General features: G+C 64.7%; 13 protein-coding genes. All 13 read left to right on the top strand.

Going from position 1 to position 14,045, the window contains the following annotated elements:
- Positions 1–80 precede the first annotated feature (80 nt).
- The 13 genes from CSQ91_RS16425 to CSQ91_RS16365 all read left to right on the top strand — a co-directional run bounded on the left by CSQ91_RS16425 (position 81) and on the right by CSQ91_RS16365 (position 14,040).
- Positions 81–1,832: a cation:proton antiporter domain-containing protein gene (locus CSQ91_RS16425; RefSeq protein WP_099388981.1), complete on the top strand. Its 1,752-nt coding sequence runs from the start codon at positions 81–83 to the stop codon at positions 1,830–1,832.
- A gap of 92 nt (positions 1,833–1,924) precedes the next feature.
- On the top strand, positions 1,925–2,833 hold the full coding sequence (locus CSQ91_RS16420; protein WP_034779933.1) for an ion transporter: 909 nt from the start codon (positions 1,925–1,927) through the stop codon (positions 2,831–2,833).
- A gap of 49 nt (positions 2,834–2,882) precedes the next feature.
- Positions 2,883–3,863, top strand: a complete 981-nt coding sequence (locus tag CSQ91_RS16415; protein ID WP_070281491.1) for a 3-oxoacyl-[acyl-carrier-protein] synthase III C-terminal domain-containing protein — start codon at positions 2,883–2,885, stop codon at positions 3,861–3,863.
- Between the two features lie 10 nt (positions 3,864–3,873).
- A complete protein-coding gene (locus CSQ91_RS16410; RefSeq protein ID WP_099388980.1) occupies positions 3,874–4,911 on the top strand; it encodes an NAD-dependent epimerase/dehydratase family protein in 1,038 nt (345 codons plus the stop codon).
- Entirely contained in the window at positions 4,904–5,734 is an 831-nt protein-coding gene (locus CSQ91_RS16405; protein ID WP_099388979.1) for an MBL fold metallo-hydrolase, read from the top strand. The genes CSQ91_RS16410 and CSQ91_RS16405 overlap by 8 nt, the downstream gene beginning before the upstream one ends.
- Positions 5,731–7,035: a F390 synthetase-related protein gene (locus tag CSQ91_RS16400; protein ID WP_099388978.1), complete on the top strand. Its 1,305-nt coding sequence runs from the start codon at positions 5,731–5,733 to the stop codon at positions 7,033–7,035. The genes CSQ91_RS16405 and CSQ91_RS16400 overlap by 4 nt, the downstream gene beginning before the upstream one ends.
- On the top strand, positions 7,032–7,670 hold the full coding sequence (locus CSQ91_RS16395) for a phosphatase PAP2 family protein (RefSeq protein WP_099388977.1): 639 nt from the start codon (positions 7,032–7,034) through the stop codon (positions 7,668–7,670). Before CSQ91_RS16400 ends, CSQ91_RS16395 begins: the two co-directional genes overlap by 4 nt.
- On the top strand, positions 7,667–8,782 hold the full coding sequence (locus tag CSQ91_RS16390; RefSeq protein WP_099388976.1) for a sterol desaturase family protein: 1,116 nt from the start codon (positions 7,667–7,669) through the stop codon (positions 8,780–8,782). The genes CSQ91_RS16395 and CSQ91_RS16390 overlap by 4 nt, the downstream gene beginning before the upstream one ends.
- On the top strand, positions 8,779–9,897 hold the full coding sequence (locus tag CSQ91_RS16385) for a fatty acid desaturase family protein (RefSeq protein WP_257217375.1): 1,119 nt from the start codon (positions 8,779–8,781) through the stop codon (positions 9,895–9,897). Before CSQ91_RS16390 ends, CSQ91_RS16385 begins: the two co-directional genes overlap by 4 nt.
- A gap of 67 nt (positions 9,898–9,964) precedes the next feature.
- Positions 9,965–10,519 (top strand): GbsR/MarR family transcriptional regulator, encoded by a 555-nt coding sequence (locus tag CSQ91_RS16380; RefSeq protein WP_070281486.1) that lies wholly within the window; start codon positions 9,965–9,967, stop codon positions 10,517–10,519.
- Positions 10,516–11,157 (top strand): DUF4166 domain-containing protein, encoded by a 642-nt coding sequence (locus CSQ91_RS16375; protein ID WP_099388974.1) that lies wholly within the window; start codon positions 10,516–10,518, stop codon positions 11,155–11,157. The genes CSQ91_RS16380 and CSQ91_RS16375 overlap by 4 nt, the downstream gene beginning before the upstream one ends.
- Entirely contained in the window at positions 11,154–12,617 is a 1,464-nt protein-coding gene (locus CSQ91_RS16370) for a TIGR01777 family oxidoreductase (protein ID WP_099388973.1), read from the top strand. The genes CSQ91_RS16375 and CSQ91_RS16370 overlap by 4 nt, the downstream gene beginning before the upstream one ends.
- A gap of 34 nt (positions 12,618–12,651) precedes the next feature.
- A complete protein-coding gene (locus CSQ91_RS16365) occupies positions 12,652–14,040 on the top strand; it encodes an ethanolamine ammonia-lyase subunit EutB (protein WP_099388972.1) in 1,389 nt (462 codons plus the stop codon).
- The last annotated feature ends 5 nt before the right edge of the window (positions 14,041–14,045 follow it).

Below are 14,045 nucleotides of genomic sequence, written 5' to 3'. Positions count from 1 at the left end.
TCGCGGATGCGCCTGCTGTGCCCTTGCTCAGCATGCGACAATTGTAAATTCAGCATGAATGCCATTCAATTAGGATTATCTTGGAAGAGCAACACGCCTTACCGTATCTGCGGGAAACCCTGCTGTTTCTCGCCCTGGCCGGGATTTTTATTCCGTTATTGCAACGCCTGAAGGTCAACCAGGTCCTCGGTTTCCTGGCCGTGGGCGCCCTGTTCGGCCCGTTTGGCTTCGGCCTGTGGGCCGGCGAGTTCACGTGGCTGACGTATTTCTCGTTTGTCCGCGCCGAGCAGGTCAGCGGCCTGGCCGAGCTGGGCGTGATGTTTTTGATGTTCATGATCGGCCTGGAACTGTCGACGGAACGGCTGTGGGCGCTGCGGCGCTGGGTATTTGGCGCGGGCGTGGGGCAAGTGGGTGTCAGCGCCTGCCTGATCGGCGGCGTGGCGTATTACTTTGGCCTGTCGCTGGAAGCGTCCATCGTGCTGGGCCTGGTGCTGTCGCTGTCGTCGACGGCCGTGGTGATGCAGTTGCTGACGGACCAGCGCTCCCTGCAAACGCCGGCCGGCCAGGCGGGTTTTTCCATTTTGATGTTCCAGGATCTGATGGTGGTGCCGCTGTTCATCCTGATCGACGTGTTCGCCAGCGGGCGCAGCGACGACCTCGCGTATCTGCTCAGCTTTGCGGCCGTGAAATCGGCCGGCGCCATCCTGCTGATCTATCTGCTGGGCCGCCGCGTGATCCGTCCGCTGTTCCAGTTTTTCGTCAAGAAACGCCAGCCCGACGTGTTCATGGCCTTGACTCTGCTTAGCACCCTGGGCATCGCCGGATTGACCTATCTGGCGGGCTTGTCGATGGCGCTGGGCGCCTTGCTGGCCGGCCTGCTGCTGGCGGAAACGGAATTTCGCCACGAAGTGGAAGTGACGATCGAGCCCTTCAAGGGCTTGCTGATGGGCTTGTTCTTCATGTCCGTGGGCATGCAGATCGACGTGCGCGAAATCCTCAAGTCGCCGGTCTTGATTCCCCTGGCCGTGCTGAGCCTGTTTGCGCTGAAAACCCTCGTCATCAGCGTGATTTTCCGCATCGGCGGCTTTCACTGGGGGCGCGCCGTGGAAACGGGCGTGCTGCTGGGGCAGGGCGGCGAATTCGCCTTCATCGTCGTCGCGTATGCGCTCGGTACCAAGCTGATCGGCCCGCAGGTGGCGCAGTTCGTCATGCTGGTGGTGGGCCTGAGCCTGTTCGCCACGCCGGCGCTGGCCAAGGCGGCGCGCGCCTTCGGCAACTGGTGGGAACAGCGCCACCACCATCAGCTGGCCGACCTGGCGCACGGCGCGCTGCCGCCGCAGGGCAACACCGTCATCATCGCCGGCTTCGGCCGGGTGGGGCAGTTGCTGGCCAAGGTGCTGACGGAGCAGGATATCGCGTATGTGGCGATTGAAAACGATGCGCGCCTGGTGACGACCCTGCATCCGCGCGGTTTCCCCGTGTATTTCGGCGATGCGTCGCGCGCGGAACTGTTGCAAAAGGTCAATGCGGACCGGGCCGCCGCCGTGGTGCTGACCATGGACCATGCGGCGTCCGTGCTGCATGCCGTGAAATCGATACGCCGCGAATATCCGCAGCTGCCCGTGTATGCGCGGGCCCGCGACGAGGCGCATGCCGTGGCCCTGATACAGGCGGGCGCTACCCTGGTCGTGCCCGAGGCGCTGGAATCGGCGCTGCAGCTGACGGCCACCGTGCTGCACACGGTGGGCATCTCGGAAGCACGCACGACGGACATCGTGCAGGCCGAGCGCGACCGGCGCAATGCCGTGCTGCTGGCGAAAAAGCTGTCATAGTGTTGTTGTAATGAAACCTGTAGCCCAACCGTGCGTGTCGCCGTGCTTTGTCAATTATCTATACAATAATAGTATATGAGCACACTACCCACATGAAAGCCGCGACGAAGAGCGGCGCGGCGCCCCTGACGCCGCAGCAACTGGCGGCGCAGGAAACGCAGCAGAAATATGGCAAGCCCGAGCGGGGCTGGCGCGAGCAGGTGTACACCGTCATTTTCGAGGCGGAAACGCGCACGGGCCGCGCCTTCGACCTGCTGCTGATCGCCGCCATCCTGATCAGCGTGACGGTGGTCGTGCTCAGCAGTGTCGCCTCCGTGGCCGAGCGCTATGGCACCTGGCTGACGGCGCTGGAATGGTTTTTCACCATTTTATTTACCATCGAATATTTCGCCCGCCTGTCGTGCCTGCAGCATCCTGTGCGCTACGCCAAGAGTTTTTTCGGCATTATCGACTTGCTGGCCATCGTGCCGACCTACATCGGCTTGCTGCTGCCGGGCGCGCACGTGCTGATCGACGTGCGCATTTTGCGCCTGCTGCGCATGTTCCGTATCCTCAAGCTCACGTCGTATGTGCATGAATACACGGTGCTGGGGCGGGCCTTGCTGGCCAGCCGGCGCAAGATTCTCATTTTCTTGTCTTTTGTCATGATGGTGGTCTTTCTGCTGGGTACTGTGATGTACGTCGTGGAAGGGCCGGAAAACGGTTTCAGCAGTATCCCCACGTCGATATACTGGGCCATCAGCACCATGACCACGGTCGGTTTCGGCGATATCACGCCGCGCACTGACATCGGGCGCACCATCGCTTCCCTGATGATGTTGCTCGGCTGGGGCATCCTGGCAGTGCCTACCGGCATTATCAGCGCGGAAATGACGGTACAGCGCAGTTCCAAGCTGGTGACCACGCGTACCTGCCCCACGTGCCTGAAAGAAGGGCTCGATGACGATGCCAATTTCTGCAAGAACTGCGGCGTCGATTTGCCGCCGCTGGCACGCGATTAGCGCATAGACCATACATCAACCGTATTTACTTTACTTTTTTAAGGCCAACATGATTCCAGTTCGCCTGATCGCGACGGGCAAGGCCGTGCCGTCGCATAGCGTGACTTCCGCAAGCCTGGACCTGACATTGGGCCATCCAGCTGGCTACACCCTGCGCAAGAGCGGCGTGCTGTCGCGCTTTGTCGCCGCGCCCGATGAATCGCAAAGCCAGCTGGGCGCCGCCGCCCTGCTCGACGCGCTGAAAAATGCCAGTCTGCGTCCGGCCGACATCGACCTGCTGATCTGCGCCAACGGCGTGCCCGAGCAGGCCTTGCCGAATACGGCCTGCTTCGTTGCCGAACATGCGGGATTGCCGCCAGGCACGCAAAGCTTCGACGTCAACGCCAGCTGCCTCAGTTTCATGGCCGCCTTCCGCGTGGCCGCCTCCATGCTGGCGGGGAGCGCCTACCGCCGTATCGCCATCGTTTCGTCCGACCTCGCCTCGCGCGGCGTCGACTGGAGCGAACCGGAAGCGTCGATGATCTTTGGCGACGGCGCCGCCGCCGTCATCGTCGAGCGGGGCGATGGCAGCGCCGGCATCCGCGCCTACAAGATGGGCACGTATCCGGAAGGGCGGCGCTACTGCGAAATCCGCGGCGGCGGCACCGAGCGCAACCCGCGCAATGGCTGCGAACCGGGCGATTATCTGTTCCGCATGGATGGCAAGGCCGTGTTCCGCCTGGCCGTCAAGGTGATGCCGGATTTCCTGGCGGAACTAATGCTGGAATCGGGCGCGGGACTGGAAAGAGTCGACGTGGTCGTGCCGCACCAGGCCAGCCCATTGGGGCTCGCGCATGCGGCGCGCATCCTTGACGTTCCCGATGCTAAAATCATCAAGATCTTTGAAACGCACGGCAACCAGGTGGCCGCGTCCTTGCCTACCGCCCTGCACGAGGCGGTGATGACGGGGCGGGCCGTGGCAGGCCAGCGTTTGCTGATGATGGGGACGGCCGCGGGCCTGACCATCGGCGGCATGATTCTTGACCTGTGAAGGTGGTGTAATGAGGCGGATACTGGTCACGGGAGCGACGGGCGGGCTGGGGCGCAATGCCGTGCGCACCCTGCTGGCGCAGGGCGTGGAAGTGCGCGCCACGGGCCGCAACGCCGCCGTGGGCCGCGAACTGGAACGTATGGGCGCGCAATTCGTGGCGCTTGATCTGGCGCAAGCATCGCCGCGCCAGGTCGATGAGCTGGTGCGCGGCATGGACACCGTCTGGCACTGCGCCGCGCTGTCGTCGCCATGGGGCCCCGAGCGCGATTTCATCGCCGCCAACGTCACGGCCACGGCCCAGCTGCTGCGCGCGGCCGCCAGCCTGCACGTGGCGCGCTTCGTGCACATCTCCACGCCGGCCATCTATTTCGATTACCGCAACCGCTACGACGTGCCGGAAACCTTCCGCCCCGACGCCTTCGTCAACGCCTACGCGCGCAGCAAGGCGATGGCGGAAAAACTGGTGCAGGATTGCGTCGACCGCCACCGCGGCATGACGTGCGTGATCCTGCGCCCGCGCGCCATCTTCGGCCCGCACGACCAGGTGCTGATTCCGCGCCTGGCGAGGGTGCTGGAACAGCGCGGCGGCAAGCTGCCGCTGCCCAATGGCGGTGCGGCCATCATCGACATCACCTATGTCGACAATGTCGTGCATGCGATGTGGCTGGCCACCGTGCACAAGACCATCGCTTCCGGCGCCGCCTTCAACATCACGAATGGCGAGCCGGCGCGCCTGTGCGACATTTTGCGCACCCTGTTCTGCGACCATCTGCAGCAGCCGTTCGAGATCGTCAGCGTGCCGTACCGCGTGCTGGCGCTGGTGGCGCGCCTGATGCAGTTTGCTTCGCGCTTCACGCGCCGCGAACCGGCGCTCACGCCCTACAGCATCGGTGCGCTCAGCTTCGACATGACGCTCGACAGCGCCAAGGCGCGCAAGGTGCTCGGCTACCGTCCCATCGTCAGCCTGCAGGACGGCATTGCCCGCACGGCGCAGTGGATGCGCCAGGAAGCGGCGGCGCACAAGGTGGGCAAGGAGCGCAATGGCTAGCATCACCGCGTTTCGCGTCGGCCACTGCACCCATCCATCCTGCATGGTCTTGAAAGGCAGCGGGCTGGCCAGCCGCTGCTTCCCGTCGCGCGCCTACCTGATAGCGACGCGCGCGGGCCTGTACCTGTGGGACACGGGTTACGCCGAGCACTTCCGCGCCGCCACGTCGAAAGGCGTGTACCGCATGTATGCGTGGGTGACGCCGATTTCCTTCGATGAGCGTGAATCGTTGCAGGGCCAGTTGCGCGCGCATGGCGTATCGCCTGGCGATATCCACACCTTGCTGCTGTCGCACTTCCACGCCGACCATATCGCGGGCCTGCGCGACTTTCCCGGCGCGCGGCTGATGGCCTCCAAAACGGGCTGGGACGCCGTGCGGGGCCTGTCCGGCGTGGCCGCCGTGCGCCAGGCCTTCGTGCCCGAGCTGCTGCCAAACGATATAGCCGACCGCCTGGATTTCGTGGAAAGCGTGCCCGAGACGGCCTTGCCGGCGGCCCTGCTGCCATTCACGCACGGGCGCGACGTCAGCGGCACGGGCGAGATCTACATCGTCGACCTGCCCGGCCACGCCATCGGCCATCTGGGCGCCTTCGTGCTGCAGGAGAGCGGCTGGACCTTGCTGGCGTCGGACGCGGCCTGGGTGCCGGAAAGTTTCCAGCAGCTGCGCGGACCGTCCGAACTGTCGTTTATCATCCAGCACAAGCGCGCGCCGTATTACGCCACCCTGAACCGGCTGCACCAGTTGCACCGGTCGGGCAATGCGCAGATCCGCATCACGCACGAAGACACGGCGGACTATGTTCCTGTGGCGGGCCGCCCGTGAAGCGTATCTTCTGGCTGTTGCTGTCGTACTGGCGTACGCGCCGCCTGCACTTTGCGGACCGCGCGCAGCTGCACGCCTACCAGCAGCGGCAACTGGCCCGTTTCATTGCGGTGCTGTGCGCGCGCAGCGCTTATTTCGCCCCGTACCGCGGCTTGCCGCTGGCGCAGTGGCCGACGATGAACAAGGCGCTGATGCTCGAGCATTTCGACGCCATGAATACGCAAGGGGTGACTTTGGCGCAAGCGATGGACGCGGCCATGGCGGCCGAGCAGAGCCGCGACTTTACGCCGGCCGTCGGCGACATCACGGTGGGCCTGTCGTCCGGTACCTCGTCGCGGCGCGCCGTGTTTACCGTCAGCCCCCGCGAAAAGGCCCAATGGGCGGGCGTGATGCTGGCCAAGGCGCTGCCCGACGGCCTGTTCTCCGGCGAGCGGGTCGCCCTGTTCCTGCGCGCGAACAGCAATCTGTACACGGCCGTGCGCTCGCCATGGTTGACCTTTGCCTTTTACGATTTGTTCGAACCGTTCGACAGCCTGTGCGCGCAGCTGGCGCAATATCAACCAACGGTCATCGTCGCGCCGGCCCAGGTGCTGCGCCAACTGGCCTTGCGCGTCATCGATGGCAGCCTGGCGCTGGCGCCGAAAAAAGTCATCTCGGTGGCCGAAGTGCTGGAAGCGCAGGACCGCGCGCTGATCGTGCAGGCGTTTGGCGCCGTGCATGAAATCTACCAGGCCACCGAGGGTTTTCTCGCCAGCAGCTGCGAGCAGGGCGTGCTGCACCTGAACGAAGAGTACGTGCATATCGAGCCGCAGTGGCTCGATGGAGAGCAGCGGCGCTTCGTGCCCGTGATTACGGACTTCACGCGCATCACGCAGCCCATCGTGCGCTACCGCCTGGACGACATCCTGATCGCGCGCGCCACGCCATGCCGATGCGGCCGCGCCACGCGTGCCATCGATGGCATCGAAGGGCGCTGCGACGACATGCTGTTCTTGCCATCCTTGCCATCGGCGAACGGCGGTGCACCCGTCGCGGTGTTTGCCGACGTGCTGACGCGGGCCTTTGCGCAAGCCTTGCCTCCCGACGCCGATTACCGCCTGGTGCAGTCGGGCGACGCATCGCTGCAATTGCATGCAGCGCTCGACGATGCGGGCCTGGCCGCCCTGCGCGCGCACCTGGCAGCGGTGCTGCTGGGCCTCGGCGTGGCCGTCGACGGCCTGGCATGGACGACGAGCGCTGAACTGCCTCCTTTTGATCCCACCATGAAACGGCGCCGCATCCGGCGCCTTGCGACCGCATGAACCTTTCTTCCATGACCGTACGCGGCCGCCTGCTGCATTTGCTGGCCGGCTGGGGCAGCGTCGGCCTCGTGTATTTTTCCAGCGACTTGCTGCAAGGGCAGGGCGTACTTTTGCCTGAAACGGCTATCGACCGCGCCATTCCCTATACGGACGCCGCCATCTGGCTGTACCTGTCCTTCTTCATCCTGATCCCCTACGCCTACCTGGCGGCCGATGCGGCGCGGGTGCGCTGGCTGGCGCGCGCCATGGCGCTTTCCGCCGTCATGTGCGGCGTGGTGTTCCTGCTGTATCCGACCACGCTCGCGTATCCGCCCGTAGGTGCAGGCAATGCCTGGAGCATGCAGGCGCTGCGCATGCTGCAGGCGGCGGATTCCACGCAAAACTGCCTGCCGTCGCTGCACGGCGCCCTGACGTTGTTGTGCGTGTGGGCGCTGTGCGGCAGGCGCCACCTGCTGCGCTCCGCGCTGGCCGTGGTGCTGGGCCTGGCCATCTGCTACGCCATCATCGCGCTGCGCCGGCACGTGAGCATCGATCTGGCTGCCGGCCTGGCCGTTGGCATCGCCGGCGGCATGCTGGCCAAAATGCAGGTATCCTTGGCTGCCCGCCGCGCCGTTTCCATGAAAACCGCACCATGATGAATCCATTTGCCCTGTCGTTTTTGATCATGCTGGCCTTCGTGCTGGCCGAACTGCTGATCCTGAAATGGGTGCGCAAGACCCCCGTACCGTGGAAGGACGTGATCTTCAACCTCAATTCGGGGCACATATTGATGTGGGTGTTCCGCGGCGTGGAAGTGGCGGCCTTCGCCCTGCTGCTACGCCATGTGAACCTGCACATCGTCGACCAGTGGCCCGTGGCGGCACAATGGGTCTTCGCTTTTTTTGCCTGGGATTTGTGCTTTTACTGGATGCACCGGCTGCATCATAAAATCCCTTTGCTGTGGGCCGTGCACGTGGTGCACCACCAGGGCGAACATTTCAACCTGTCGCTGGGCGTGCGCAATTCCTGGTATTCGTCGCTGACGAATTTCCCCTTCATCGCCATCCTGGCCGTGCTGGGCGTGCCGCTGGAAATCTTCCTTGTCGTCTCGTCCCTGCATTACACGGTGCAGTTCTATAACCACAATGCGCTGGTGAACAAGTCCGGCATCCTAGATAGCTTTATGGTCACGCCCTCGCACCACCGCGTGCACCACGGCACGGATAAACGCTATATCAACCGCAATTTCGGCGGCACCCTGCTGCTGTGGGACAGGTTGTTCGGCAGTTTTCAGCCCGAACTCGAGGGCGTGGAAATGCGCTATGGCGTGAAGGGCATGACACCCACGCATAATCCGCTGCTGGCCAGCAATGGCAAACTGTTCAAATGGCTGCGTGCGCGCTTTCCCCACTGGCAGTCGCGCGGCACTTTCCACGTGCCCGAGCTGTTCATCGGCATCGGCGGCGTGATCCTGTTTGGCCTGGTGATCTATTACGTCAATCACGAAGCGGTGCTGGCCGGCGCGCAGCAGGCCATCCTGTTTGCGCTGATCTTTGGCGGCACCCTGGCGTTGGGCGGCCTGTCGGATGCGCGCCGCTGGGGCGCCATCGCCTGGGTCGCCATCGCCGTGGCCATGCCGCTGCTGTTCCTGGGCTGGTATGGCGCGCGCGATGCGTGGGGCATGGTTTTCCTTGCCGCGCTGCTGGCGCATGGCCTCGACGGCGCGCGCCGCCTGTGGTGGCCGGCAGCGGCGGGGACGCGCGCGTGACGCAGCCTGTACCTTCGCTGCCGCCGCTGCGCTTCCAGCCCGCCCGCGATTCCGCCTTCCGCCGCGAATTGCGCGCGCGCGCCGACGCTTACCTGGCGGACGAAGGAGGACACCGCTTCGGCGACGCGCGCCTGCATGCGAAAACCGTGTTTCTGGCCGCGCTGACGGTGGGGCTGTATGCGCTGGCCTTGAATGCCGGCGGCACCTGGCCGTTTATCGCCAGTTATGTGGCTTGCCTCGTCGCGGCCATGGCGCTGGCCATGAATACCCTGCACGACGCGGCCCACAGCGCCGTCTTTCGCCAGGGAGCCTGGAACCGCGTGCTGATCCGCCTGGTGGGCTTGCCCGTGGGCGTGGACACGGATTTCTGGACCATCCGCCACGTGCACTTCCATCACACGTACGCCAACGTGGAAGGCTATGACCTCGACACGGAGCCGAATCCGTTTTTGCGCCAGACGCCGTTCCAACGCTGGTCGCCGCAGTACCGCTACCAGTACCTGTACTGGCCCGTGGTGGCGGCCCTGTCGCTGCCGTATCTGAACTGGTATGGCGACTGGCTGGACCGCTTCGGCAAGACGCCCGTGGCCGCGCACAGCCGCTTGCAGGGCTGGCGTGGCTGGCTGTCCTTCCTGGGCTGGAAGCTGGGCCACGTGGCGCTGGTGCTGGCGCTGCCCATGTGGGTGCTGCAGCAGCACGGCATCGGCTGGGGCGTGGTGCTGGGCGCGTATTTCGTGGGCAAGATGCTCGCCTCGTGCGCGCTGGTGGCGCTGATCCTCGGCACGCACTGGGCCGAAGTCGAGTTTTTCCAACCGGGGCAGGACGGCACCCTGCCGCACGACTGGTACCAGCACACGTTTTATACGGCCTGCGACTGGACGCCGAAGCCGCGCGCCCTGCGCTGGCTCGGCTACTGGCTGGGCGGCTTGAACCTGCATCTGACGCACCATTTGTTCCCCACCTGGAACCACCGCCATTACCCGGCGCTGGCGCGCATCCTGGCCGAACTGGCGCCGCGCCACGGCCTCGTGTACCGCGAACTCGGTTACGGCCAGCTGCACGCCTCGCAGCAGCAATTCCTGCGCGCCATGGGCCAGCCACCGGCAAAGCCCTGACGAATCGCGCTTGACTCGGTTTCCGTTTCGTCTTAAATTTCTGTAACGACAGAAATAAGAGAAAGCAATGGAACTGAGTCCAACTACGCAAAAGTACATTCTCCATTGGGGCGAGATGGGCACCCGCTGGGGCGTCAACCGCACGGTGGCGCAAATCCACGCGCTGCTGTTCCTGGCGAATGAACCGCTGACGGCGGAAGACATCGCGGCCAGCCTGAACGTGGCCAGGTCCAACGTCAGCAACAGCCTGAAGGAATTGCAAAGCTGGGGCCTGGCGCGCATCACGCATGTGATGGGGGACCGGCGCGACCATTTCGTCGCCTTGCAGGATGTGTGGGAAATCTTCCGCGTCATCATGGAAGAGCGCAAGCGGCGCGAGATCGATCCCACCCTGACGGTGCTGCGCGAGTGCGCGATCGAGGGCGAGCACGATGCGGCCATTCCACCGGCTACTTTGGAACGCATGGGCGAAGTGCTGGCGTTTTTGGAGATGCTCAGCAGCACCTACAGCGATTATAAAAACCTGCCGCCCGCCACCCTGCAGCGCATGCTGTCGATGGGCGGCAAGGTGGCCAAGTTCCTCAGCCCGGAAGACAAACCGGGCAAGCGTGGCAAATCATGAACGGCCCCTCTGAAGGAGAACTGTTCAAGAAGGTGATGGGTGCACAGTGGCTGACCCTGCACCCGGATATCCGCCGCCGCTTCGAGAAAAATCCTGCGCCGGGCCAGCCCCTGTACTACCGGGGCGAACTCAGTGAACTCACCAGCTCGCGCCTGGGCAAGGTGCTGGGCTGGCTCACGCGCCCTTTCATCGACGGCGCTTTGATCCCGTACGACGACCATGACTTCCCAGTGGATATCGAAGTCTATTCGCGCCCCGGCTGTCCCTACATCTTCAAGCAGCGCACCTACCGCCTGCATGGCCGCGCGCCCATCCGCTTCACCTCCCACATGGCCGAAAGCGAAAAAGGCGAAGTGCTCGAATACGTGGGCATGGGGCTGGGCATGAAGCTGCTGCTCCACGTCGAGGATGGCAACCTGCACTTCACCAGCGACGGCTATTTTTGGGATCTTTTCGGCTGGCGCATGCCGCTGCCCGGCGTGCTCACGCCCGGCAAGACCTATCTGTGCCACCGCAATGACACGCCGCAGCAGTTCAATATCCGCATCGAGATCCGCCACGCGCTGTTCGGCACCACGTTCACCCAGGCGGGCGTGTTCCGCGAGTCCGCCACACCGGAAATGAAGGAAACACCATGAATACGCATTTGCTGGCCCTGCAACTGATGGCGGCGCAAGGCTGCCTGGGCGCCTTCGACACCATCTATCACCATGAAATCACGGAGGCGCTGCCGCAAAAGGCATCGGCGCGCCTCGAATTGACCATCCATGCGACGCGCGCCCTGATCTACAGCCTGCTGTTCGTGGGCCTGGCCGCCTGGGAATGGCATGGCGCCTGGGCCTGGGTGCTGGTGATCGTCTTTGGCGTGGAAATCGTGCTGACCCTGTGGGATTTCGTGGTGGAAGACCAGACGCGCCTCTTGCCGGCCACGGAGCGGATCACGCATACGGTGCTGGCGATCAATGCGGGCGCCTTTATCGCGCTGTTGGCGCTCAATAGCAGCGAGTGGGCCAGCTTGCCGACGGCCCTCGTGTGGCAGCCGTATGGCTGGCTCAGCGTCTTCCTGGCCCTGTGCGGCGTGGGCGTGGGCCTGTCCGGCCTGCGCGATGCGTATGCCGTGTGGCAGCTGGGCCGGCGCAAGGTGCAGGAGACGGCGGAGCAGGAGGAGCGCCTGAGCTTTGCCGCCGCGCCGCAGTCCGTGCTGGTGACGGGCGCCACGGGTTTCATCGGCCAGCAACTGGTCAGCGCCTTGCTGGCCGACGGCCATGCGGTGACGGTGCTGACGCGCCAGCCCAAGCAGGCCGCGTGGACGTTCGATGGCCAGGTGCGCTGCATCGACTCGCTGGACGCATTGCCGGATGCGCAGCGCATCGACATGGTCGTCAACCTGGCCGGCGCGCGCATCGTCGGGAAGCGCTGGACGGACGCGCGCAAAGCCACTTTGCGCCGCAGCCGCGTGGCGCTGACGCAGGCACTGGTGGCGTGGATCGCCCGCGCGCAGCACAAGCCGCGCGTGCTGCTGTCGGCGTCGGCCATCGGCTACTACGGCGTACAGCCGCAGGGCGATGCGACGGAGTTGACGGAAGACAGCGCGCCGCAAGCCATCTTCATGTCGCAGCTGTGCCAGGAATGGGAAGCGGCCGCGCGCCAGGCGGAGAGATTTGGCGTACAGGTGGGCTGCATGCGCTTCGGCCTCGTCTTCGGCCACCAGGGTTCGCTGCCGCAGATGCTGCTGCCGATCCGCTTCGGCGTGGGCGGCCCGCTGGGCAGCGGCAAGCAGTGGGTCACGTGGGTGCATGTGCGCGACGTGATCCGCGGCATCGCCCATCTGGCGCGCCGCAGTGAGCAGGGCATGGTCAGCGGCGCGTATAACTTTTGCGCGCCGGAAGCCATCGAGCAGCGCCGCTTCGCCCAGGTGGCGGGCGCCGTGCTGCACCGCCCCAGCGTCATGCCTACGCCGGCCTTCGTCATGCGCGCCTTGCTGGGCGAGCAGGGCGATTTGCTGGTGGAAGGCCAGCGGGTGGCGCCGCGCCGCCTGCTGGGCGAAGGCTTTGCCTTCCGCTATCCGCAGCTGGAAGGGGCGCTGTGCAGTTTATAAGTTGGCGTAAGATGGGGATTGGAGGAACCGAACCATGCCCCGCTTCAGTCATACGATAGACAGCCAGGTTTACCAGTTCGCCAGCCTGAAAACGCTGCTGGCGAAGGCCACGCCGCCCCGTTCGGGCGATGTGCTGGCCGGCGTGGCGGCATCCAGCGCGCGGGAGCGGGTGGCGGCGCAGCTGGCGCTGGCGGACGTGCCGCTGTCGCTGTTCCTCAACGAGGCGCTGGTGCCGTATGAAGACGATGAAGTCACGCGCCTGATCATCGACACCCACGAGCGCGCCGCCTTTGCGCCGATTTCCCACCTGTGCGTGGGCGATTTTCGCGACTGGCTGCTCGATGACGTGACGGATACGCAAACGCTGTCCCACGTCGCCGCCGGCATCACGCCGGAAATGGCGGCCGCCGTCTCAAAAATCATGCGCCTGCAGGACCTGGTGCTGGTGGCTCGCAAGTGCCGGGTCGTCACATCGTTCCGCAATACCCTGGGCCTGGAGAGCCGGCTATCCACGCGCTTGCAGCCGAATCATCCGACGGACGATGCCACGGGCATTGCCGCCTCCCTCCTTGATGGCCTGCTGCTGGGCAGCGGCGACGCCGTGATCGGCATCAATCCGGCCACCGACAATGTGGCGCAAGTGGTGTCATTGCTGCAGCTGCTCGACGCCGTCATTGATCAATATCAGATTCCTACCCAGTCGTGCGTGCTCACGCACATCACCAACACGCTCGAAGCGATCCGCTGCGGCGCGCCCGTCGACCTGGTATTCCAGTCGGTGGCGGGCACGCAGGCGGCTAACCGCAGCTTCGGCATCGACTTGTCCCTGCTGGCCGAAGGGCAGGCGGCGGCCCTGTCGCTGGGACGCGGCACGGTGGGCAACAACGTCATGTATTTCGAGACGGGGCAGGGCAGCGCCCTATCGGCCGGCGCGCACCATGGCATGGACCAGCAAACGTGCGAAGCGCGCGCGTATGCGGTGGCGCGCGCCTTTCAGCCGCTGCTGGTCAATTCGGTGGTGGGCTTTATCGGCCCCGAGTATCTGTACGACGGCAAGCAGATCATGCGCGCGGGGCTGGAAGACCATTTCTGCGCCAAGCTGCTGGGACTGCCCATGGGCTGCGACGTGTGCTACACCAACCATGCGGAAGCGGACCACGACGACATGGATGCCTTGCTGACCATGCTGGGCGTGGCCGGCTGCAATTTCATCATGGGCGTGCCGGGCGCGGACGACATCATGCTCGGCTACCAGAGCACCTCGTTCCACGACGCCCTGTATGCGCGCCGGGTGCTGGGCTTGCGTCCCGCGCCGGAATTCGAAGCCTGGCTGGCGCGCATGCGGATCACAGATGCGCAGGGTCGCCTGAATACGGCGCTGGCGCCCGCCTTCCAGGCGGCCCTGCTGCGCCTGGACACCTAGGGGGA

This window comes from Janthinobacterium sp. BJB301, from assembly GCF_002735685.1.
GTDB classification, from domain to species: Bacteria; Pseudomonadota; Gammaproteobacteria; order Burkholderiales; family Burkholderiaceae_D; genus Janthinobacterium; species Janthinobacterium lividum.
Note: the sequence above shows the minus strand (reverse complement) of the source record. Positions and strands in the feature narration are given on the sequence as shown.